Genomic DNA, 19,158 nt, shown 5'->3' with positions numbered 1-19,158 from the left:
GAACTAGCAGATGTAAGATGCTCCTACGACAACGAGCAAAATAAACAGAACGACAATTAATGCAAAACCTCCGCCGAAACAAGCTCCGCTCATGTGAAATCAGCCTCCCTTTGTTTCAAGTTTACACGGCTATCATATGTGCATCCGCCTTTAAAGGTATAGGCGTATATCTTCTTTTTCAGTATTTTCTAAATAACGGAGGACGTGTATAAAAGTATTGGACGAGAGCATTTCGGTGGATTATACTAAAGGGTAGCCAGTTTTTCCGGCAATGAGAGTGATATTGAAAATGGTGAGATAATGGTAGAATATCAAGTGAAAATTGATACGTTTGAAGGCCCATTGGACCTGCTGCTTCATCTGATTAACCGTCTTGAAATCGACATATACGACATACCCGTGGCAACCATTACTGAACAATATTTATTATATGTACATACAATGCAAGAGCTTGAACTTGATGTCGCCAGTGAATATCTGGTCATGGCGGCGACGCTTCTCAGCATTAAAAGCAGAATGCTGCTTCCGAAACAAGAGGAAGAGCTGTTTGAAGACGAAATGCTTGAAGAAGAAGACCCTCGGGACGAGCTGATTGAAAAGCTGATTGAGTATAGAAAGTATAAAACCGCTGCGAAGGATTTAAAAGAGCGGGAAGAAGAAAGACAAAAGTCATTTACAAAGCCGCCGAGTGATTTAAGTGAGTATGCAAAAGAAATCAAACAGACCGAGCAGAAACTGTCGGTGACCGTTTATGACATGATCGGCGCGTTTCAAAAGGTGCTTCAGCGTAAAAAAATCACGCGGCCGAAAGAAACGACCATTACAAGACAGGAAATACCGATTGAAGACAGAATGAACGAAATCGTAAAAAGCTTAAAAACGGCGGGGAGAAGAATAAACTTCACGGAGCTTTTTCCTTCTCGGCAAAAGGACCATCTCGTCGTGACGTTTTTAGCAGTCCTGGAACTGATGAAAAATCAGCAGATTATCATTGAACAGGAAGAAAACTTTTCAGATATATACATTACGGGGAGTGAATCCATTCATGGCGCTTGATATCGTGAATTGGAAAGCGATTGTGGAAGCCTTGCTGTATGCGGCGGGTGATGAAGGGCTGACCAAAAAGCAATTGGTGACGGTGCTTGAAATAGAAGAAGCGGAACTGGCCGGAATCATGGAAGAAGTGGCCGCTCAGTACAAGGAAGACGACAGAGGCATCGAGCTTACCGAATATGCGGATACGTATATGCTTGGAACGAAAAAAGAATTCGTGCCTTATTTGAAAAAACTAATCGAAGTGCCGTCAAAAGGGCTGTCACAGGCTTCTTTGGAAGTGCTGGCGATCGTTTCGTACAAGCAGCCGATCACACGGGCGGAAATTGAAGATATCCGGGGCGTGAAGTCTGAACGGATTCTGCACAGCCTCGTGTCAAAAGCGCTGCTGTGTGAGGTGGGCCGCGCCGACGGTCCCGGCCGGGCGATTTTATACGGCACGACACCGGTATTTCTTGAACAATTCGGCTTAAAAACATTGGAGGAGCTCCCGCCGCTTCCTGAAAATGCGGAGGAAGACGTTCTCCAGGAGGAAGCCGATTTATTCTTTGAAAACTTCAATCAAACTTTTGAGGATATTAAATAATAATCGTTTTTCATCATACGATAGTAGGGAAAGGCCATTGATGAATGACGCAAATGACGACGTACAAGAGAGGAAGGAAACGGACGGAAATGGGAAATTCGATTGTGAGGGCCCATACTGAAGAAACTGGTGAATTTTTAGCCGAGGTTGTCACGATGGTCAGCAGCTATTTAAATCATACAACATTGCCGGAGATGCGGGCTCAAGGAGAGGCGGATGAGGCATACTGCCGCGACGTGCTCAGTGTGCTGAGGAGGATGACCGTCTTTTGCGAAGGCGCCCAGGAAGCCTGCAGGCGGCTTTTAATGCAGGAGCCGTTTCATGAGGTGAGAGCGGAAAAAACGCTGTATAAAGTGTATCATCAGTGCGTGGAAGAGTTTTTCATGCCGAAAAAGGATACATGGTACGAAAACAGCCGCGCCGCTTATACAGGCCAAAGCGCGATTGAATTCTACCAGCAAGTGCCGGACTCGCTGCGGAGCCTTCTGCTTTCGCTCAGCAGTGAATTTCTGCGCATGCGGGAAGAATTAGCGCAATATGAAGCATCAGGCTCAAATATGGCATCAGTCAGATAAAAACTCTTCCTTTTGGGAGAGTTTTTTTATGTGAAAGTGACGCAATTGGTATTCATAAGTCATGGACATGCGCATAAACTTGTACAAACCCACAACAAGGACGTGAGCATTCATGCGCTTTCTCAAAAAAGCTGCCGTATTTCTTTTGACTTTTGTTATTCTTTTTTCCATTACAGACGGCAATACGGCACATGCCCAAATACATGTCAGCGCAAAAAGCGCGATTATAATCGACGGAGCATCTGGCAGGGTGTTATTCGCCAAGGATGAACATCATAAGCGGCGGATTGCAAGCATTACGAAAATCATGACGGCGGTGCTGGCGATTGAATCAGGGAAGATGGAAGAGACCGTGACGGTTTCCCCGAATGCCGTAAAAACGGAAGGCTCAGCCATTTATCTTCAGCCGGGACAAAAAGTGAAGCTGAAAGATCTCGTATACGGGCTTATGCTGAGATCAGGAAATGACGCCGCTGCAGCAATAGCTGAATATGTCGGCGGAAGCCTTGACGGTTTTGTATTTATGATGAACAAAAAAGCCGAGCAAATCGGGATGGAAAATACAAAATTTCAAAATCCGCACGGACTGGACGACCATGAAAATTTATATTCAACGGCGTATGACATGGCGCTTTTGACTAAATACGCGATGAAAATCAAGGAATACCGGACCGTTTCAGGCACAAAAGTGTATAAGGCGGAAACGATGGACCGGGTATGGAAAAATAAAAACAAGCTTCTCACAGGGCTCTACCGTTACAGCACAGGCGGAAAAACAGGTTACACAAAAATCGCGAAACGGACGCTCGTCTCGACGGCCTCAAAAGACGGTACGGATCTCATCGCGGTCACCATAAATGATCCGGATGATTGGGATGATCATATGAATATGTTTAATTATGTCTTTGATCACTATAAAACCTATGTCGTCGCCAAAAAAGGCGGCATTCCGAAGCTGAAAAAGACGTTTTACGGAAAGCGCGCTTTTATTGCCCGGGATGTAAAATATTTGTTAAAAGAGGATGAAATCGACGATGTAAAAATCCGCACAACCTTAATAAAACCGAAAAAAGCCTGGAAAAAGGACGCCTCTCTCATTCCTGATGTCGTCGGCCGAATGACTGTTATGCATGATGGGAAAGTGATCGCCAGGATCCCCGTCTATTATGAAAACGAGCGCCATAAAAAACCGAAAAAGCATTTCATTGAGACGTTTACGAGCCTGTTTATGAGCGCGGCGGGCGGTTCGTCATGGTCAATTTAATCTGGGTATGTCTGACGGTAATCGGACTTGTCTTTGCGATGTTTAACGGTACCTTGCAGGATGTGAATGAAGCCGTTTTTAAAGGAGCGAAAGAAGCGGTTACGATCTCGTTCGGATTAATGAGCGTTCTCGTGTTCTGGCTCGGCCTGATGAAAATAGCCGAGCAGTCCGGCCTTTTGGATATATTCAGCAGAATGTGCCGCCCGTTTATTTCTAAGCTGTTTCCCGATATTCCCCCTGATCATCCGGCGATGGGATACATCTTATCAAATCTCATGGCAAACTTTTTCGGACTGGGAAATGCGGCGACACCGCTCGGCATTAAAGCCATGGAGCAGATGAAAAAGCTGAATGGAGGTAAGTCTGAGGCCAGCCGTTCCATGATTACCTTTTTGGCGGTAAATACTTCGAGTATTACATTGATACCGACAACCGTCATTGCCGTGCGCATGGCTTACTCGGCGAAATCACCGACCGATATCGTCGGGCCGACCATCTTAGCGACTTTAATTTCGGGAATCGGCGCGATTTTCATTGACCGCTACTTCTGGTACCGCCGCAAAAGAAAAGGGAGGTAAGCGAATGGAAATGGTGAATTGGCTGTCTTTAGCCATGATTCCGATTATTATCGCCGGTATATTGATATACGGCACGATCAAAAAAGTGCCGACGTATGAATCATTCGTTGAAGGCGGAAAAGAAGGAATTGAGATTGCGTTTTCCATCATTCCCTATTTGGTCGGGATGCTGGTGGCGATTACCGTATTCCGGGCCTCGGGCGCGCTGGATTTTGTCATGGGGCTGTGCAAGCCTTTCTTTACAGCGCTCGGCATTCCCGCAGAAGTCGTGCCGCTTGCTCTGATCCGCCCGATTTCGGGGACGGCGGCGCTCGGCATGACGACAGATCTGATCGCCGTGTACGGGCCTGATTCATTTATCGGCAGGCTGGCTTCGGTCATGCAGGGATCGACTGACACGACGCTGTATGTCCTGACGGTGTATTTCGGGGCGGTCGGCATCAAAAAAATGGGGGATGCTTTAAAGGTTGGTCTTCTTGCTGATTTGATCGGGGTGGTTGCATCAATCATCATAGTTACGTTATTATTTGGAAGCGCCTGAAATCAGGCGCTTTTTATATATCAAAATAACTCTCCTTGAAAAAGCTTGTTTGTTCAAGGGGAAAAAAGTAAGATTATACTTGAGGTGAACGACATGGAAAGACTGCAAAAAGTTATTGCTCATGCCGGCGTGGCATCACGCAGAAAGGCGGAAGAGCTGATAAAAGAAGGAAAAGTAAAGGTGAATGGAAAAGTAATAACAGAGCTCGGCGTAAAAGTGACCGGTTCTGATCAGATTGAAGTAAACGGATTAAAGGTGGAGCGGGAAGAACCCGTGTACTTTCTGCTTTATAAACCGAGAGGAGTGATCTCAGCAGCTGATGACGACAAAGGGCGGAAAGTGGTGACCGACTTTTTCAAAGAAGTGCCGCAGCGCATTTATCCGATCGGCAGGCTTGATTATGATACGAGCGGTCTTTTATTGCTGACAAATGACGGCGAGTTTGCCAACAAACTCATGCATCCGAAATACGAAATTGATAAGACGTACGTCGCCAAAGTGAAGGGGATTCCTTCCAAGGAACTTCTGAGAAAGCTTGAGCGCGGCATTCAGCTTGAAGAAGGAAAGACGGCGCCGGCCAGAGCGAAAATGCTTTCCTTGGACAAAAGAAAGCAGACGAGCATCATTCAGCTGACGATTCATGAAGGACGGAACAGACAGGTCCGCCGCATGTTCGAGGCGATCGGTCATGACGTGCTGAAACTAAAACGTGAAGAATACGCATTTTTAGATTTAAGAGGCCTGCGAACAGGAGATGCAAGAGAATTGTCGCCGCATGAGGTGAAAAGGCTGCGGGCTTTAGCTGAACACGGTAAAAACGCTTTCTAATTTTCACATAACCTTCAAAAATTACAAAACGTGTTGATGATATAATTGAATGGATTTGCAGGCAGGGGAGGGGAGCAGTGTACAATGAACAAAAAACGGCGGCGTTTATTCATTCGGACCGGCATCCTTCTCATCTTACTCTGCGCGCTCGGATATACCATCTATAATGCTGTTTACACAAACGGCGAGCGTATATCTGAGGGGTCCAAAGCCCCGAATTTCGCGCTGAAAGATACAGAGGGCAGACTCATAGAACTGAGTCAGTTAAAAGGAAAAGGCGTTTTTCTGAATTTCTGGGGAACGTGGTGCGAGCCGTGCAAGCAGGAATTTCCCTACATGGAGAATCAATACAAGCATTTTAAAGACCTCGGTGTCGAGGTGGTTGCGGTAAATGTCGGCGAATCAAAAATTGCAGTACATAACTTTATGAAAACATACGGCGTCAATTTCCCGGTTGCGCTCGATACTGACCGGCAAGTGCTGGACGCGTACGGCGTATCACCTATTCCGACGACATTTTTGATCAATCCCGACGGAAAAGTCTTGAAAGTGGTGACCGGCACGATGACAGAACGCATGGTTCATGACTATATGAATTTAATTAAGCCGGAGGCGTCTTCATGAAAAAGGTCAAATGTGAATGCGGGCACGTGAATCCAGCCGGGACGGTTTTGTGCGAGTCGTGCGGGAAGCCGCTTGATGATCAAAAATCGCTGCTTGCGGATATGCGGTACGACGGCAGCGCAAGGCGTTCGCAAACATATAACAAAACAATCGTAGATAAGGTATGGAACTTCTTTTCTTCCGTAAAAGTCGGAATATGGCTGATCGTCATTACTCTGGCGGCGTCTGCTTTCGGCACGGTTTTTCCGCAGGAAGCTTATCTGCCGCCGGGCGCCCAGCCGGATACATATTATGAACAGCAGTATGGCATAATCGGTCAACTGTACTATCTGCTGGGATTTCATCACCTGTACGGCTCATGGTGGTATATGATCCTGATCGCATCCATTGGCATATCACTGGTCATCTGCAGCCTGGATCGGGTGATTCCTTTGTACAGAGCGCTTAAAAATCAAGGAGTTCGGCGGAATCCGATCTTTTTGAAGAGGCAGCGTCTATACAGCCGGACAGAAACCGAGCTGAGCGGGGATGCGGCTGATAGCCTCAGAACACGATTGAAAAAAAAGCATTATAGAGTGCGAGAACAAGAGGGAAGCATTCTGGCGGAAAAAGGCCGTTTTTCAAGGTGGGGGCCCTACGTCAATCATATCGGTCTGATCATTTTTCTGATCGGAGCCATGCTGAGATTTGTACCCGGTATGTATGTCGATGAAACGCTCTGGGTCCGTGAAGGCGAAACCGCTCAGATCCCCGGCACTGACGGCAAGTATTACTTAAAAAACAACCGGTTCACGATGCAGACATATAACAAAGACACTGAGAAAAAAGTATTCGCCGACGCCATTGACAGAGCCGGAAACGGCAAAGTCGCCAAATCCTTCATAACGGACGCGGTTTTGTACAAGAGGGAAGGCGACATTGTATTCGGCGAAAAGCCGAAGCTTAAAAGAGTCAAAGAAAACAATATCCGCGTCAATGAACCGCTGCGTTTTGACTCCTATTCTGTGTATCAGGTGGACTATAAAGAAAACCAGCTCGATCAGATGGTATTTCAGCTGATCGACCAAAAAACAAAACAGTCATTCGGCAAACTGAAGATCAATCTTCTTGATCCCGACACGGACTATGATCTTGGTAACGGTTACAAAGTGCAGATCGCCAGTTATCTTCCTGATTTTTATTTTAACAAGGACGGAGAACCGAGCACGAAAACGAAGGTTCCTAACAATCCGGCTTTTGTCTTTAAAATCACGGCTCCTGACAAGCCGAAAGGGGAGAAAAGTTTTGTTGCGATTCAGCAGACTGTTGAAGGTTCCGAAAGTAACAAGTACAAATTAAAATTCGACCATGTGGAAACGAAAAACATTACAGGACTCACCGTCAGAAAAGACTTAACCTTATGGGTGCTTGCCGTCGGCGGCGCGATCTTTATGATCGGCGTCATTCAAGGAATGTACTGGCAGCACAGAAGGATCTGGATCAAAACAGGTGATCATGAAGTGCTTGTGGCGGGACATACGAACAAAAACTGGTTCGGTCTGAAAAAAGATATCGAATTTGTTCTTAGCGGGACCGGGATTCAAGAGCCGGCCGATCAAAAAGAATTGGCCAAAAATCAGGCCTAGTGAAAAAGGAGTGGTGTCATGGCGGAGCTGAGCGCAAATTTTCTTTATGCTGCCTTTTTGATTTATTTAATTGCCGTCCCGGTTTTCGGCGGCGCCATCCGGGGAACAAAAGGTGCTAAGGACGGTAAGGGCCGCTGGTCGGCTATCGGAATCACGTTAACCATTTTCGGATTTCTTTGTCATCTCGGCTACTTCATTGCGAGATGGTCGGCAAGCGGACATGCGCCTGTCAGCAATATGTTTGAATTTACGACGTCATTCGGCATGATGCTTGTTCTCGCTTTTATTATTATTTACTTTATTTACAGACTGCCTTCATTAGGCATGTTCACATTGTCTATCGCGCTTTTGCTTATCGCATATGCAAGCATGTTTCCGACAGACATTACACCGCTTATTCCGTCACTGCAGAGCAATTGGCTGTACATTCACGTCACGACGGCGGCGCTCGGGCAGGCGATTCTTGCGATCAGTTTTGTAGCCGGCGTCATTTTCCTGTTAAAGCATGTCGACCAATCCAGACCGGGCAAAAAAACGTTCTGGCTTGAAGTCATCATGTTTATACTCGTGACGACCGTGGCATTTATCGCCGTCACGTCGGCATTCCGGCTGGCGGACTACAAAGCTGAATTTAATTGGGTGGATAAAAAAGAAGCCAAAAGCGTCATGATATATGATATGCCTGCGCTTGTCGGCCCGCATGAGGGAGAACTGCTTACGGAAGGCGCAATGAAGCCGCTTATTGAGCTTCCGGCCATTTTTTCAGGCAGAAAGGTCAATACGGTGATCTGGTCGTTTGGCGCAGGTCTCGTTTTATACGGTGCGCTCAGGCTGATATTCAGAAAGAGAATCAGCGCTCTTATCAGCCCGCTCGTCAAAAATGTGAATCTGGACTTGGTCGATGAAGTCGGCTACCGCGCTGTTTCCATCGGTTTTCCGGTATTCACACTCGGCGCGCTTGTGTTTGCGATGATTTGGGCGCAGCTTGCATGGACGCGTTTTTGGGGCTGGGACCCGAAGGAAGTATGGGCGCTGATCACCTTTTTATTTTACGCAGCGTATTTGCACTTGCGGCTGTCAAGAGGCTGGCATGGCGAAAAGTCCGCGTGGCTTGCCGTCATCGGCTTCGCCATTATTATGTTTAACTTAATTTTTGTGAATCTCGTGCTTGCCGGACTTCATTCGTACGCATAGATGCAAAAAGCCGATACAGTTCTCAAGCTGCCGCACAGTTTGTTAAAATGAAAGTAACAGAAGGAAAGCAGGGGGAAAACGATGGATCAAACAAATGAAACTAAAATATTAGTAGTAGATGATGAAGCCAGAATTCGACGCCTTTTAAGAATGTACCTTGAACGGGAAAACTATGTAATTGAAGAAGCGGAAAACGGCGACGAGGCCATTAAAATGGGGCTGGCATCAGATTATGATCTGGTGCTCTTGGATTTAATGATGCCGGGAACGGACGGAATCGAAGTATGCCGGCAGCTCAGAGAAAAAAAAGCGACGCCGATTATCATGCTGACGGCAAAAGGGGAAGAAGCCAACCGCGTCCAGGGGTTTGAAGCGGGTACGGACGATTATATCGTCAAGCCTTTCAGCCCGAGGGAAGTGGTGCTTCGGGTAAAGGCGCTTTTAAGAAGGGCTTCCCAAACATCTTATCTCACAGCCAATACCCCGACAAAAAATGTGCTCGTCTTTTCGCATCTATCCATTGATCACGATGCTCACAGGGTGACTGCGGACGGCACGGAGGTGAGCCTGACGCCGAAGGAATATGAACTGCTGTACTTCCTCGCGAAAACACCGGACAAAGTGTACGACAGGGAAAAGCTTTTAAAAGAAGTGTGGCAGTATGAATTTTTCGGAGACCTCAGAACGGTGGACACCCATGTCAAACGGCTCCGTGAAAAATTAAATAAAGTGTCCCCGGGAGCGGCGAAAAAAATCGTCACCGTATGGGGAGTCGGATACAAATTTGAGGTAGGCGCTGAATGAAGTTTTGGAAAAGCGTAGTAGGAAAGCTTTGGTTTACCATTCTTTCACTCGTGTTAATTGTTTTATTTATTTTAACGGTGCTGCTTCTGGAATTTATAGAAAATTACCACGTTGAAGAAGCGGAAAAAGATTTAACGCAGCTTGCCGATAAAATTGCGGTCATAATAGAAAATCATGAAGACCAGCCGCTTGCCAGATCCATCACGTGGGAACTGGCGGACAATTTAACGAGCATCGCGATCATTCAGGATGATAAGCATGTCTGGTATTCGCCCAATGACGATAATCATTTATCCTCTATTACATTAGAGCAGATCAAACATGACCGGGATCTGCACAAGGCGCTGACAGACCGCAAAAAAGTAAGCAAACGTGCGGTCCCCAACAATGCCGGTTCGGATAACGAACGGCTGATCGTCGGAGTGCCGTATGAAAAAGACGGCAAAAAAGGCATGGTCTTTTTATCCCAATCGCTGCTTGCCGTCAAAGATACGACGAAACATACAACACGCTATATTTTTCTTGCGGCGGGCATTGCCATCGTCTTGACAACGTTTTTCGCGTTCTTTTTATCCAGCAGGGTGACATATCCCCTTCGGAAAATGCGGGAAGGCGCCCAAGACTTGGCGAAAGGAAAGTTTGATACAAAAATTCCGATTCTGACCCAAGATGAAATCGGGGAACTGGCCATTGCCTTTAATCAGATGGGACGGCAGCTCAATTTCCATATTAACGCGCTGAATCAGGAAAAAGAACAGCTGTCCAATATTTTAAGCAGTATGGCAGACGGGGTCATCACCATTAATATCGACGGCACCATTTTGGTGACCAACCCGCCGGCCGAACGTTTTCTGCAGGCATGGTATTATGAGCAGAACATGAACATTAAAGAAGGAGATAACCTTCCCCCTGAAGCAAAAGAGCTATTTCAAAATGCAGTGAACACAGAAAAAGAGCAAATGATTGAAATGACGCTTCAAGGAAGGTCATGGGTTTTATTGATGTCGCCTCTTTATGCGGAATCACACGTCCGCGGCGCCGTGGCCGTGCTCCGTGATATGACCGAAGAGCGCAGGCTCGATAAATTGCGTGAAGACTTCATTGCCAATGTCAGTCATGAGCTCAGAACTCCGATTTCTATGCTGCAGGGATACAGTGAAGCAATAGTGGACGACATTGCAAGCACCGAAGAGGAGAAAAAAGAAATCGCACAGATCATTTATGATGAATCTCTTCGCATGGGCCGGCTCGTCAATGATTTGCTGGATTTGGCCAGAATGGAATCCGGACATACGGGCCTGCACTATGAAACGGTAAACCTGCATGAATTTCTGGAGAAGATCTCCCGCAAATTTTCCGGGGTAGCGAAGGAAAAAGGCGTTTCGCTCACAGAAGACATCTCGGTGTCTCAGCCGGAGTGTGTCTTTGACGAAGATAAAATGGAACAGGTGTTTACCAACCTTATAGATAATGCGCTGCGCCACACGGAGTCAGGCGGAAGCGTTCATATCGCGGCTCAGACCGTAAAAGACGGACTGAAAATCGATATCAAAGATTCCGGCTCGGGAATACCGGAAGAGGACCTGCCTTTTATTTTTGAACGTTTTTATAAAGCGGACAAAGCAAGAACAAGAGGCAGGGCGGGAACCGGACTCGGACTCGCCATCGTAAAAAATATCGTGGAAGCCCACGGCGGCTCAATTGCGGTTCATAGCAGCATCGACAAAGGGACGACGTTTACATTTTATATTCCGACAAAAGTGCAGGATGACGTCTGAAATTGACGAACAATCTTGTTCCATACGAAACACCCGCATGTTCTGCGGGTGTTTTTTATTTGTTTCTCCTTTAAAAATTTAAGAATATGTTAATATAAATTCCCTTCCAAATTCCAGTTTCTCGTAATATAGTTGTAATGTAACTTTTCAACGCATTTTTACGACAAAAAAGTGAACGGAGGGGTTTCCCATGGAAGAAACCTTTCAGATATTATATGATGCATACCATCAAGATTTATATCAATTTTTATTTTATATGGTAAAAGATAAGTCGCAGGCTGAAGATTTGACGCAGGAAGTGTATATCCGCGTCTTGAATTCCTATCATACATTTGAAGGAAGAAGCAGTGAAAAAACATGGCTGTTATCCATCGCACGCCATGTGGCGATTGACTGGTTCCGCAAGCAGCAGACGATCAGACAGCGTATTATGGGTACGTTTGATTGGGATACACAAGATGTCAGAGATCAGCATTTGCTTCCGGACGAACTCGCCGTACAGCATGAAAACGTCCGGGAAATTTATACCGCGCTTGATCATTGCACCATTGATCAAAGAGCTGTTATTATCTTGAGATTTATTCAGGGATATTCCATTCAGGAAACAGCCGCCGCTCTCCGCTTCTCGGAAAGCAAAGTCAAAACGACCCAACACAGAGGGCTCAAAATACTTCGGAAACAGATGGAGCTTTTGAGGGAGGAGCTAATGGATGATGAAGTCATATTGGAACGAAGAAAGAGTAGAGGAGTTGTTAAGACAACTTCCGGCGGTTAGAGATCATCGTTCACCCGAGGCCATTTACCGGAATATTGAAACAGGTAAACCGTACAGGAAAAAACCGGCCCGAAGCTGGATCGGCCCCGCCGCAGCCGGCATCTGCGCATTGTGCATCGCTCTGATTATATCTCCTCATCTGATGACAAACAAATCTTCCGGTGATCTTACCGCTGACAGCCGCCAGACTGAAAAAGCGAGTCAGTCAGCTTCTGTCAAGCCGCCGGATCAGAAGACGTTCGTCGTCTCAAACCAAAACAAAAACAATTACATTACTTTGGCATTTGCCGATTCAGAAACATCTGCCGTCATTCCGGTCAGTTTTGAAAAAAAGAAGCCGGATGAATCGGTTTCAGAGGCTTTATCCGAAGCGGAAAACCTAGAAGTGCCCGAATCCTTCCTGTCTGTGCCGAACCTTTTGGACGGTGTGCAGGTAACGGCGGATAAGAAGGACTTGCTTGTGCAGGTAAACGGACGGTTCTCTATCGAATCAGTTGCCGATGCTGACTTATTGAAAAAGATGCTGAAAGAGACTTTGACATGGAGTCCTTACGAGCGGATTAAATTGAAAAAGGTTCAAAACGGAGCCGGACAGGATTTTTATAAACCTTACGGCATTTCCGCTGAGATGTCCGTACATAAACAGACAAACCGGGCGTATTTTTCTTACAGCGACAGTCTGGGACAAGAGTATCTCATCCCGTCTGAACAAACCTATTATTCAGTATATCAGGCTATTGACGGGATGAAGACAACAGACGGAGGCTCACAGACCGCGAGCATTATAGAAGCAGATGCGATTGCATCGGTATCGGAAAGGGAAGACGGCGATCAGCTGCGGATTCAATTGTCCGAAAAACATAAGGTTGAAGATTCGCTGGAAGGGATTTTAATGATCGAAGGGCTTCTGTTAACCGCGAAGGAATTCGGTTATTCTGAGGTGCAGTTCACACATGCGCATACAAAGAAAATCGGTAATTATGATGTGACAAAACCTATCGCTGTGCCTGCCGCGCCTAATCCGCTTCCAAGCCATTAAACGTAAAAAAACCCAAAACATATGAATGTTTTGGGTTTTTTGTTGGTTACGGAAGGTCAATCAGTTTAACGGAAACAATATCCTGAATTGAAGTCAGCTCATTGACGACTTTATCATCTAAATGTTTATCAAAAGAAAGCATCATAATGGCTTCTCCGCCTTTTTCTTTACGGCCTACCTGCATGGTAGCGATATTGATATCGTTATCGCCGAGGATGCGTCCGACGCGTCCGATTACACCAGTCGTATCCTGGTGCTGAATATAAACGAGGTGGCCGGCAGGATTTAAGTCAATATTAAAGCCGTTCAGTTCAACGATTCGTTCACCGAAGTGAGGGATATACGTAGCCGTTAACGTAAATGTACTCCGGTCTCCGGTTACTTTTACGCTGATGCAGTTATCATATCCTGATTCATTGGAGGAAATCTTCTCGCTGAAGCTGATTCCGCGTTCTTTTGCTACACCGCCGGCGTTCACTTCATTGACCGTTGAGTCTACACGCGGTTTTAAGAAACCGGACAGCAGGCTTTTTGTAATAAATGATGTTTCAAGTTTGGCGATGGTGCCTTCATATTGAATCGCAACATCTTTGACGGGTTCCTTCATACATTGTGATACGAGACTTCCGATTTTATCAGCAATTTGGTGATAAGGCTGGATTTTTTTGAATTCATCTTTTGTCATCGCAGGCAGATTGATCGCTGACATGACAGGCAGACCTTTTGCAAACTGCAGCACTTCTTCAGAAACCTGTGCCGCGACATTCAGCTGTGCTTCTTTCGTTGAAGCGCCTAAGTGAGGTGTGGCGATCACCAGCGGATGGTCGGGAAGCTTTGATTCAACTGGCGGTTCCACTTCAAACACGTCAAGGGCAGCGCCTGCGACATGGCCGCTTTCCAGCGCTTCCAAAAGCGCCGCTTCATCAATAATGCCGCCTCTTGCGCAGTTGATAAGACGGACGCCTTTTTTCGTTTTTGCAATGGTTTCTCTGTTAAGCAGTCCTTTTGTTTCCTTTGTTAAAGGCGTGTGGACGGTAATGATATCCGCGCTTTCAAGCACTTCTTCGAATGTCCGGCTGTTTACGCCGATTTTGCCGGCTCTCTCTTCGGTTAAGAAAGGATCGAATACATGAACCGTCATACCGAACGCTCTGGCGCGCTGGGCAATCTCGCTTCCGATCCGGCCCAGACCGACAATGCCTAAAGTCTTTCCGTAGAGCTCCGCCCCGACAAAAGCCGTCCGGTTCCATTCTCTAGATTTTACTGAGATATTGGCTTGCGGAATGTGTCTCATTAATGAAGAAATCATCGCGAATGTATGCTCTGCCGTTGAAATGGTGTTTCCATTCGGCGCGTTTATCACGATAACCCCATGTTTTGTGGCCTCATCGATGTCGATGTTGTCTACGCCGACACCGGCTCTGCCGACGATTTTTAAAGAGGTCATTTTTTTAAACAATTCTTCGGTTACTTTCGTGGCACTGCGGACTAATAGGGCATCAAAGGTATGTAATTCATCTTCTGCATCCGCGACGTTTTTTTGAACAATTTCTATAAAGTCTGATTCCATCAGCGGCTTTAAGCCGTCATTGCTCATCTTATCTGAGACCAAAACTCGAAACATTGTTAGATTTCCTCCTAGTTTAGCTGACTAAATATCTGATAATTTATCATATTCTCAATAGAGTGTCAATGTGTATTGACGCAGTAAAGGAGAAAAGGAAACCGCTGAATCAGCTTAAATTGGGCTTCCCCAATATTTTATTTAAATTTGAGCAGTTCTCTATACAATTGCAATTTGATCATATATAATGTGAATAAATTCATAAGATCAATCTTCGGGGCAGGGTGAAATTCCCTACCGGCGGTGATGAGCATCATGCTCTAAGCCCGCGAGCTGCTTCGGCGGCAGGATCCGGTGAGATTCCGGAGCCGACAGTACAGTCTGGATGGGAGAAGATGGAGGTTCAGCAGACGTTTTGATGCTTATATCAAACGTTTCTTTGCCAAGCCTTAGTAAGCTCCCGCTTTTTAACAAAAGCGGTTTTTTTATTGGGGCGCAAAAGAACCTTTCCTCTTTTCGAGAGATTTGATCGAAAAGGAGAGAGCATTGTGAAAGTAAAAAAATTAGTTGTCATCAGTATGCTTAGCAGTATTGCTTTTGTGCTTATGCTGTTAAATTTCCCGTTTCCGGGTCTGCCGGATTATTTGAAAATTGATTTCAGTGACGTTCCTGCAATTATCGCCATTTTGGTTTACGGGCCTGCGGCGGGGATTGCGGTTGAAGCGATTAAAAATATTCTGCAGTATATCATTCAAGGAAGCATGGCCGGCGTGCCTGTCGGGCAGGCAGCCAATTTTATCGCGGGAACGCTGTTTATTCTGCCGACGGCGTTTATGTTTAAAAAGCTTAATTCTGCAAAAGGTCTTGCGGTGAGCCTGCTGGCCGGAACCGCGGCGATGACCGTGCTGATGAGTATTTTGAACTATATTCTTATCCTGCCCGCGTATACTTGGTTTTTACATTCACCGGCACTGTCAAACAGCCAGTTAAAAACGGCGGTTGTCGCAGGAATTCTGCCGTTTAACATTGTAAAAGGCATTATCATCACCATCGTCTTTACGTTCATCTTTACGAAGCTGAAACCTTGGATTGAACAAAAACGCAGCATCCAAACACAATAAGGATTGAAAGCGTCCGCTCTGTGAAAACAGCCGGACGCTTTTTTGTTTGTGCTGATCGGCAAAAAATAAGACTCCGGCCGATAACAGCCGGAGTCTTATTCAGGACGAAAAAGCTCCTCTCACGGGGAGGGCTTTTTTATTCGTATTTCAGCGGGTCGCCTTCGAACGGTTCATCCGCAACTTTGATTGAATCAGTAGGGCATCCTTCAAATGCGTCAATCATATCTTCTTCCAGAACTTCCGGAACTTCGACGACGCCTTTATTTTCGTCAAGCGTAACGAACGCAATGCCTTCATCATCATAATCATAAATGTCTGGTGCCGCAGCTCCGCAGGCGCCGCATGCAATACACGTATCTTTATCTACAATTGTGTACTTTGCCATGAATAAAACCTCCCAGATTGTTCGTGTTGGAACAAATGGTTTACCTTATATATTTTTAAATATAACACCTATTCCTCTTACTTATTGTAATGATGTTAGTGTCAAATTTCAACAGAAAAATGATTGAGAATGCTTATCACATAAGGGATTCTCTTTAGCACTTCCCCCTAAAAGATGACTTTAAACGTCAAATTTATATGAAAATCTGTTAAAATAAAAAGAACCAAAAAACGAAACTTGTCACAGAAGAAATGTAGGTGTGTTTAGATTGGCGATAAACTACTTTGATACCGTGGTTCTCGACTGTCTGGACAAAATAGACGGCGAACGGACTCCGAGTGCTGTGTTTCATTTATTAAAAGGAAAAAAGTCGTCTCAAACCATTCAGGATGCCGGCTTATTTCAGATCGCTAAATATTTCGGCATGGCTTCACAGTGTGAACGCGGCGATATTGCGGCTTCTTTGCATAAACTCACCGAGAGCTCATACATCACAGCCGGAAAAGAAGAGGGAACGTGGAAAGTGACTGCGCGCGGCGTTCAAAGGCTTGAACGGGCGTTTGCCGAGCGGCCTTGGCCGAAGCACTGCCACGGCGCGAATTATCAAACGCCTGCTGTCACCCTGTGGAGGCGGCTTTCCCTGCTCATTCAAGTCCTGTCAAACAAAGAGCATCAATGCAGTCAATATATCCCGGTTACCAACGATGTGCAGACGCTGAGATGGGTCAAACGATTCATGCGGAAAAACAGAGATGCTAAAGAGCTTTCCGTCCAAATGCATGACGCGCTGTTTCAGCTTCTGCAAGGCGTAAGTGAACGGCAGGCGCTTATTTTTGTCTATTCTTTAACTTCATTCAACAGAATCGGCAAAACGAATAAGCAGCTTGCTCTCCAGCTGAACGAAGATGAATGGTATGTGTCCGTCCAGTTTTGGGGAGCGGTACATTATGTTATTCAATCGCTTCCGCAATGTGCATATCCCGCTCTGCGCGAGCTGTTGTCCGATCTGCAGGCGGAAAGTGCGCTGACACAGTCTGCCAGAAAAACCTTTGAGCTGTTGGAAAAAGGGTTTCCGATTGAACGGATCGCCGCGGTCAGAAATTTAAAAACCGCCACAATCGAAGATCATATCGTAGAAATATCATTGCATCAGCCTGCATTTTTTATAGAACAGTATCTTTCTGAAGAGGAACAGCGTATGATAACGGCATTTGCAAAACAGCATCAAACGAATAAAATTAAACGGATTCGCGAAGGAATGCAGATGCGCTTCAGCTATTTCCAGATCAGGCTGGCGCTGGCAAAGACGGTGAATCAGCATGACTGAGCTGCATAAAGCTTTATCCAAGTATTTTGGTTTGCATTCCTTTAAAAAAGGGCAGGAAGAGATTATGACTAGCGTGCTCCAAAAAAAGGATACGATCGCCATGCTTCCGACCGGCGGGGGAAAATCATTATGCTATCAGCTCCCGGGTTACATGATGGACGGGCTGGTGCTGATTATTTCGCCGCTCCTTTCTCTAATGGAAGATCAGGTGCAGCAGCTGAAAGCGAAAGGAGAAAAGCGGGTTGCTGCATTAAACAGCATGCTGAATTCCGCAGAGCGGCATTTTATTCTCAGCAACATCAGCAGGTATAAATTTCTCTATATGTCCCCCGAAGCCCTTTCTTCACCTTATGTACTGAACCGTTTGAAAAACGTTCTGGTCAGTTTATTTGTTATTGATGAGGCTCATTGCATATCAGAATGGGGACATGATTTCAGGCCTGATTACTCGAAGCTCGGGCCTTTCAGGCAGGCACTCGGAAAGCCGCCTGTATTGGCGCTGACCGCAACAGCGACAAAAGAAACGCTCAGAGACGTGACGGATGTGCTCGGACTTGAGCATGCGGTGCGTCATCTTTATTCAGTCAACCGGCCGAATATTCTCCTGGCGGCAGAACATTTGGCGGATAATGCCGAGAAAATAAGCAGGCTCACGGAGCTTGCCGAAAAGCTTGAAGGCCCGGGTATCATATATTGTCCGACCAGAAAATGGGCGGAAGAGCTTGCGGCTGAGCTGAATGAAAAAACGGGAAAGCGGACGGATTATTATCACGGCGGAATGGATACAGGGGACAGAATCTTAATCCAGCAGCAATTTATCCATAACCAGCTTGATTGCATCTGCTGTACCAATGCGTTCGGCATGGGTGTGGATAAGTCAGATATCCGCTTTGTCATTCACTTTTATCCTCCCCAAACGGCTGAGGCCTTTATGCAGGAAATCGGCAGAGCGGGACGCGACGGCAGCCCGAGTGTCAGTATTTTGCTGAGGGCGCCCGGCGATACCGAGCTTCAGCAGCAGATTATTCAGACAGAAAGCCTGTCTGATTATGATCTGGAAGGCATTCTGGCCGTCATACGGGATGCCGGTACGGGTGATGAACGAAAGCTTCGGGACGTTCTGATCAATAAGGGCGTCCAGGAAACACAGGCGAGAACGGCTGTCCATCTGTATCTGCAAGGAAAAACCACAAAAGAGCAGCTGCAGGAAGAACTGACATACCGCGTGGAAAAGAAGCTGCGTAAAATGAATCGTTTTTCGGCGTTATTAGAGCGGAAAGAATGTATAAGAGAAGCGCTGCTGTCTTATTTTGATGAATCGTATGAGCCTGAAGGTCAAACCGGACAATGCTGCAGCAGCTGCGGACTTGATCTGGCTCCGTACGAGCAAAAAGGAGAACGTAAAAATATGGAACGGTTTGAAGATTGGAAGCTGGAATTAGGCCGGATTTTCGGTTCAGAGTCTGCGGGTGAGTTCAGCTGAGACGGCAAAGCGAA

General features: G+C 46.1%; 20 protein-coding genes and 1 riboswitch. Of the genes, 17 read left to right on the top strand and 3 right to left on the bottom strand.

What is annotated here, in order from left to right:
• Positions 1-3: 3 nt before the first annotated feature.
• On the bottom strand, positions 4-93 hold the full coding sequence (locus tag MY7_RS19210; RefSeq protein WP_003153376.1) for a YjcZ family sporulation protein: 90 nt from the start codon (positions 91-93) through the stop codon (positions 4-6).
• Between the two features lie 207 nt (positions 94-300).
• Here MY7_RS19210 and MY7_RS09630 point away from each other — a divergent pair, with 207 nt between their 5' ends.
• From MY7_RS09630 to MY7_RS09565, 14 genes are all read left to right on the top strand, one after another.
• The gene (locus MY7_RS09630; RefSeq protein ID WP_007409427.1) at positions 301-1,056 is read left to right on the top strand and encodes a segregation/condensation protein A; all 756 of its coding nucleotides are present in this window, start codon (positions 301-303) and stop codon (positions 1,054-1,056) included.
• Positions 1,046-1,639, top strand: a complete 594-nt coding sequence (gene scpB / locus MY7_RS09625) for an SMC-Scp complex subunit ScpB (protein ID WP_007409428.1) — start codon at positions 1,046-1,048, stop codon at positions 1,637-1,639. The genes MY7_RS09630 and scpB overlap by 11 nt, the downstream gene beginning before the upstream one ends.
• Positions 1,640-1,728: 89 nt before the next feature.
• A complete protein-coding gene (locus MY7_RS09620; protein ID WP_003153380.1) occupies positions 1,729-2,214 on the top strand; it encodes a DUF3907 family protein in 486 nt (161 codons plus the stop codon).
• A gap of 112 nt (positions 2,215-2,326) precedes the next feature.
• On the top strand, positions 2,327-3,478 hold the full coding sequence (locus MY7_RS09615) for a D-alanyl-D-alanine carboxypeptidase family protein (protein WP_007612297.1): 1,152 nt from the start codon (positions 2,327-2,329) through the stop codon (positions 3,476-3,478).
• Positions 3,466-4,056: a nucleoside recognition domain-containing protein gene (locus MY7_RS09610; RefSeq protein WP_003153385.1), complete on the top strand. Its 591-nt coding sequence runs from the start codon at positions 3,466-3,468 to the stop codon at positions 4,054-4,056. Before MY7_RS09615 ends, MY7_RS09610 begins: the two co-directional genes overlap by 13 nt.
• A 4-nt stretch (positions 4,057-4,060) precedes the next feature.
• Positions 4,061-4,597: a spore maturation protein SpmB gene (spmB, locus tag MY7_RS09605; protein ID WP_003153387.1), complete on the top strand. Its 537-nt coding sequence runs from the start codon at positions 4,061-4,063 to the stop codon at positions 4,595-4,597.
• A gap of 93 nt (positions 4,598-4,690) precedes the next feature.
• Positions 4,691-5,425: a 23S rRNA pseudouridine(2605) synthase RluB gene (rluB, locus tag MY7_RS09600; RefSeq protein WP_007612296.1), complete on the top strand. Its 735-nt coding sequence runs from the start codon at positions 4,691-4,693 to the stop codon at positions 5,423-5,425.
• 84 nt (positions 5,426-5,509) lie between these two features.
• Positions 5,510-6,049: a thiol-disulfide oxidoreductase ResA gene (gene resA, locus MY7_RS09595; protein ID WP_007612295.1), complete on the top strand. Its 540-nt coding sequence runs from the start codon at positions 5,510-5,512 to the stop codon at positions 6,047-6,049.
• A complete protein-coding gene (gene resB, locus MY7_RS09590) occupies positions 6,046-7,674 on the top strand; it encodes a cytochrome c biogenesis protein ResB (protein WP_007612294.1) in 1,629 nt (542 codons plus the stop codon). The genes resA and resB overlap by 4 nt, the downstream gene beginning before the upstream one ends.
• An 18-nt stretch (positions 7,675-7,692) precedes the next feature.
• Positions 7,693-8,868, top strand: a complete 1,176-nt coding sequence (gene ccsB, locus MY7_RS09585; RefSeq protein WP_007409434.1) for a c-type cytochrome biogenesis protein CcsB — start codon at positions 7,693-7,695, stop codon at positions 8,866-8,868.
• A gap of 81 nt (positions 8,869-8,949) precedes the next feature.
• Complete coding sequence (resD, locus tag MY7_RS09580) at positions 8,950-9,672, top strand: DNA-binding response regulator ResD (RefSeq protein WP_003153397.1); 723 nt, start codon at positions 8,950-8,952, stop codon at positions 9,670-9,672.
• On the top strand, positions 9,669-11,450 hold the full coding sequence (locus tag MY7_RS09575) for an ATP-binding protein (protein ID WP_007409435.1): 1,782 nt from the start codon (positions 9,669-9,671) through the stop codon (positions 11,448-11,450). The genes resD and MY7_RS09575 overlap by 4 nt, the downstream gene beginning before the upstream one ends.
• A gap of 190 nt (positions 11,451-11,640) precedes the next feature.
• Positions 11,641-12,225, top strand: a complete 585-nt coding sequence (gene sigX, locus MY7_RS09570) for an RNA polymerase sigma factor SigX (RefSeq protein ID WP_003153399.1) — start codon at positions 11,641-11,643, stop codon at positions 12,223-12,225.
• The gene (locus MY7_RS09565; protein WP_029326124.1) at positions 12,200-13,264 is read left to right on the top strand and encodes a hypothetical protein; all 1,065 of its coding nucleotides are present in this window, start codon (positions 12,200-12,202) and stop codon (positions 13,262-13,264) included. Before sigX ends, MY7_RS09565 begins: the two co-directional genes overlap by 26 nt.
• A 46-nt stretch (positions 13,265-13,310) precedes the next feature.
• Here the strand turns inward: MY7_RS09565 and serA are convergent, their stop codons facing one another.
• Positions 13,311-14,888, bottom strand: a complete 1,578-nt coding sequence (gene serA, locus MY7_RS09560; protein ID WP_007409437.1) for a phosphoglycerate dehydrogenase — start codon at positions 14,886-14,888, stop codon at positions 13,311-13,313.
• 206 nt (positions 14,889-15,094) lie between these two features.
• A riboswitch (FMN riboswitch) is annotated at positions 15,095-15,229 on the top strand.
• Between the two features lie 147 nt (positions 15,230-15,376).
• Between serA and MY7_RS09555 the strand changes: the two genes are divergently transcribed.
• Entirely contained in the window at positions 15,377-15,949 is a 573-nt protein-coding gene (locus tag MY7_RS09555; RefSeq protein WP_003153402.1) for an ECF transporter S component, read from the top strand.
• A 136-nt stretch (positions 15,950-16,085) separates the two neighbouring features.
• Here the strand turns inward: MY7_RS09555 and MY7_RS09550 are convergent, their stop codons facing one another.
• Entirely contained in the window at positions 16,086-16,334 is a 249-nt protein-coding gene (locus MY7_RS09550; RefSeq protein WP_003153403.1) for a ferredoxin, read from the bottom strand.
• A gap of 268 nt (positions 16,335-16,602) precedes the next feature.
• Here MY7_RS09550 and MY7_RS09545 point away from each other — a divergent pair, with 268 nt between their 5' ends.
• Both MY7_RS09545 and MY7_RS09540 read left to right on the top strand, forming a co-directional pair.
• On the top strand, positions 16,603-17,661 hold the full coding sequence (locus tag MY7_RS09545; protein ID WP_007612279.1) for a helix-turn-helix domain-containing protein: 1,059 nt from the start codon (positions 16,603-16,605) through the stop codon (positions 17,659-17,661).
• Complete coding sequence (locus tag MY7_RS09540; protein ID WP_007612278.1) at positions 17,654-19,144, top strand: RecQ family ATP-dependent DNA helicase; 1,491 nt, start codon at positions 17,654-17,656, stop codon at positions 19,142-19,144. Before MY7_RS09545 ends, MY7_RS09540 begins: the two co-directional genes overlap by 8 nt.
• Positions 19,145-19,158 lie beyond the last annotated feature (14 nt).

The organism is Bacillus sp. 5B6 (assembly GCF_000259405.1).
Classification (GTDB): domain Bacteria; phylum Bacillota; class Bacilli; order Bacillales; family Bacillaceae; genus Bacillus; species Bacillus velezensis.
This window is presented reverse-complemented; position numbering and strand designations above follow the sequence as displayed.

Coding starts and splice junctions, on each gene's coding strand:
- sigX (WP_003153399.1), top strand. CDS start 11,641: ATGGAAGAAACCTTTCAGATATTATATGATGCATACCATCAAGATTTA.
- rluB (WP_007612296.1), top strand. CDS start 4,691: ATGGAAAGACTGCAAAAAGTTATTGCTCATGCCGGCGTGGCATCACGC.
- resD (WP_003153397.1), top strand. CDS start 8,950: ATGGATCAAACAAATGAAACTAAAATATTAGTAGTAGATGATGAAGCC.
- resA (WP_007612295.1), top strand. CDS start 5,510: ATGAACAAAAAACGGCGGCGTTTATTCATTCGGACCGGCATCCTTCTC.
- MY7_RS09575 (WP_007409435.1), top strand. CDS start 9,669: ATGAAGTTTTGGAAAAGCGTAGTAGGAAAGCTTTGGTTTACCATTCTT.
- scpB (WP_007409428.1), top strand. CDS start 1,046: ATGGCGCTTGATATCGTGAATTGGAAAGCGATTGTGGAAGCCTTGCTG.
- MY7_RS09550 (WP_003153403.1), bottom strand. CDS start 16,334: ATGGCAAAGTACACAATTGTAGATAAAGATACGTGTATTGCATGCGGC.
- serA (WP_007409437.1), bottom strand. CDS start 14,888: ATGTTTCGAGTTTTGGTCTCAGATAAGATGAGCAATGACGGCTTAAAG.
- MY7_RS09610 (WP_003153385.1), top strand. CDS start 3,466: ATGGTCAATTTAATCTGGGTATGTCTGACGGTAATCGGACTTGTCTTT.
- MY7_RS09630 (WP_007409427.1), top strand. CDS start 301: ATGGTAGAATATCAAGTGAAAATTGATACGTTTGAAGGCCCATTGGAC.
- MY7_RS09620 (WP_003153380.1), top strand. CDS start 1,729: ATGGGAAATTCGATTGTGAGGGCCCATACTGAAGAAACTGGTGAATTT.
- MY7_RS19210 (WP_003153376.1), bottom strand. CDS start 93: ATGAGCGGAGCTTGTTTCGGCGGAGGTTTTGCATTAATTGTCGTTCTG.
- MY7_RS09615 (WP_007612297.1), top strand. CDS start 2,327: ATGCGCTTTCTCAAAAAAGCTGCCGTATTTCTTTTGACTTTTGTTATT.
- spmB (WP_003153387.1), top strand. CDS start 4,061: ATGGAAATGGTGAATTGGCTGTCTTTAGCCATGATTCCGATTATTATC.
- ccsB (WP_007409434.1), top strand. CDS start 7,693: ATGGCGGAGCTGAGCGCAAATTTTCTTTATGCTGCCTTTTTGATTTAT.
- resB (WP_007612294.1), top strand. CDS start 6,046: ATGAAAAAGGTCAAATGTGAATGCGGGCACGTGAATCCAGCCGGGACG.
- MY7_RS09540 (WP_007612278.1), top strand. CDS start 17,654: ATGACTGAGCTGCATAAAGCTTTATCCAAGTATTTTGGTTTGCATTCC.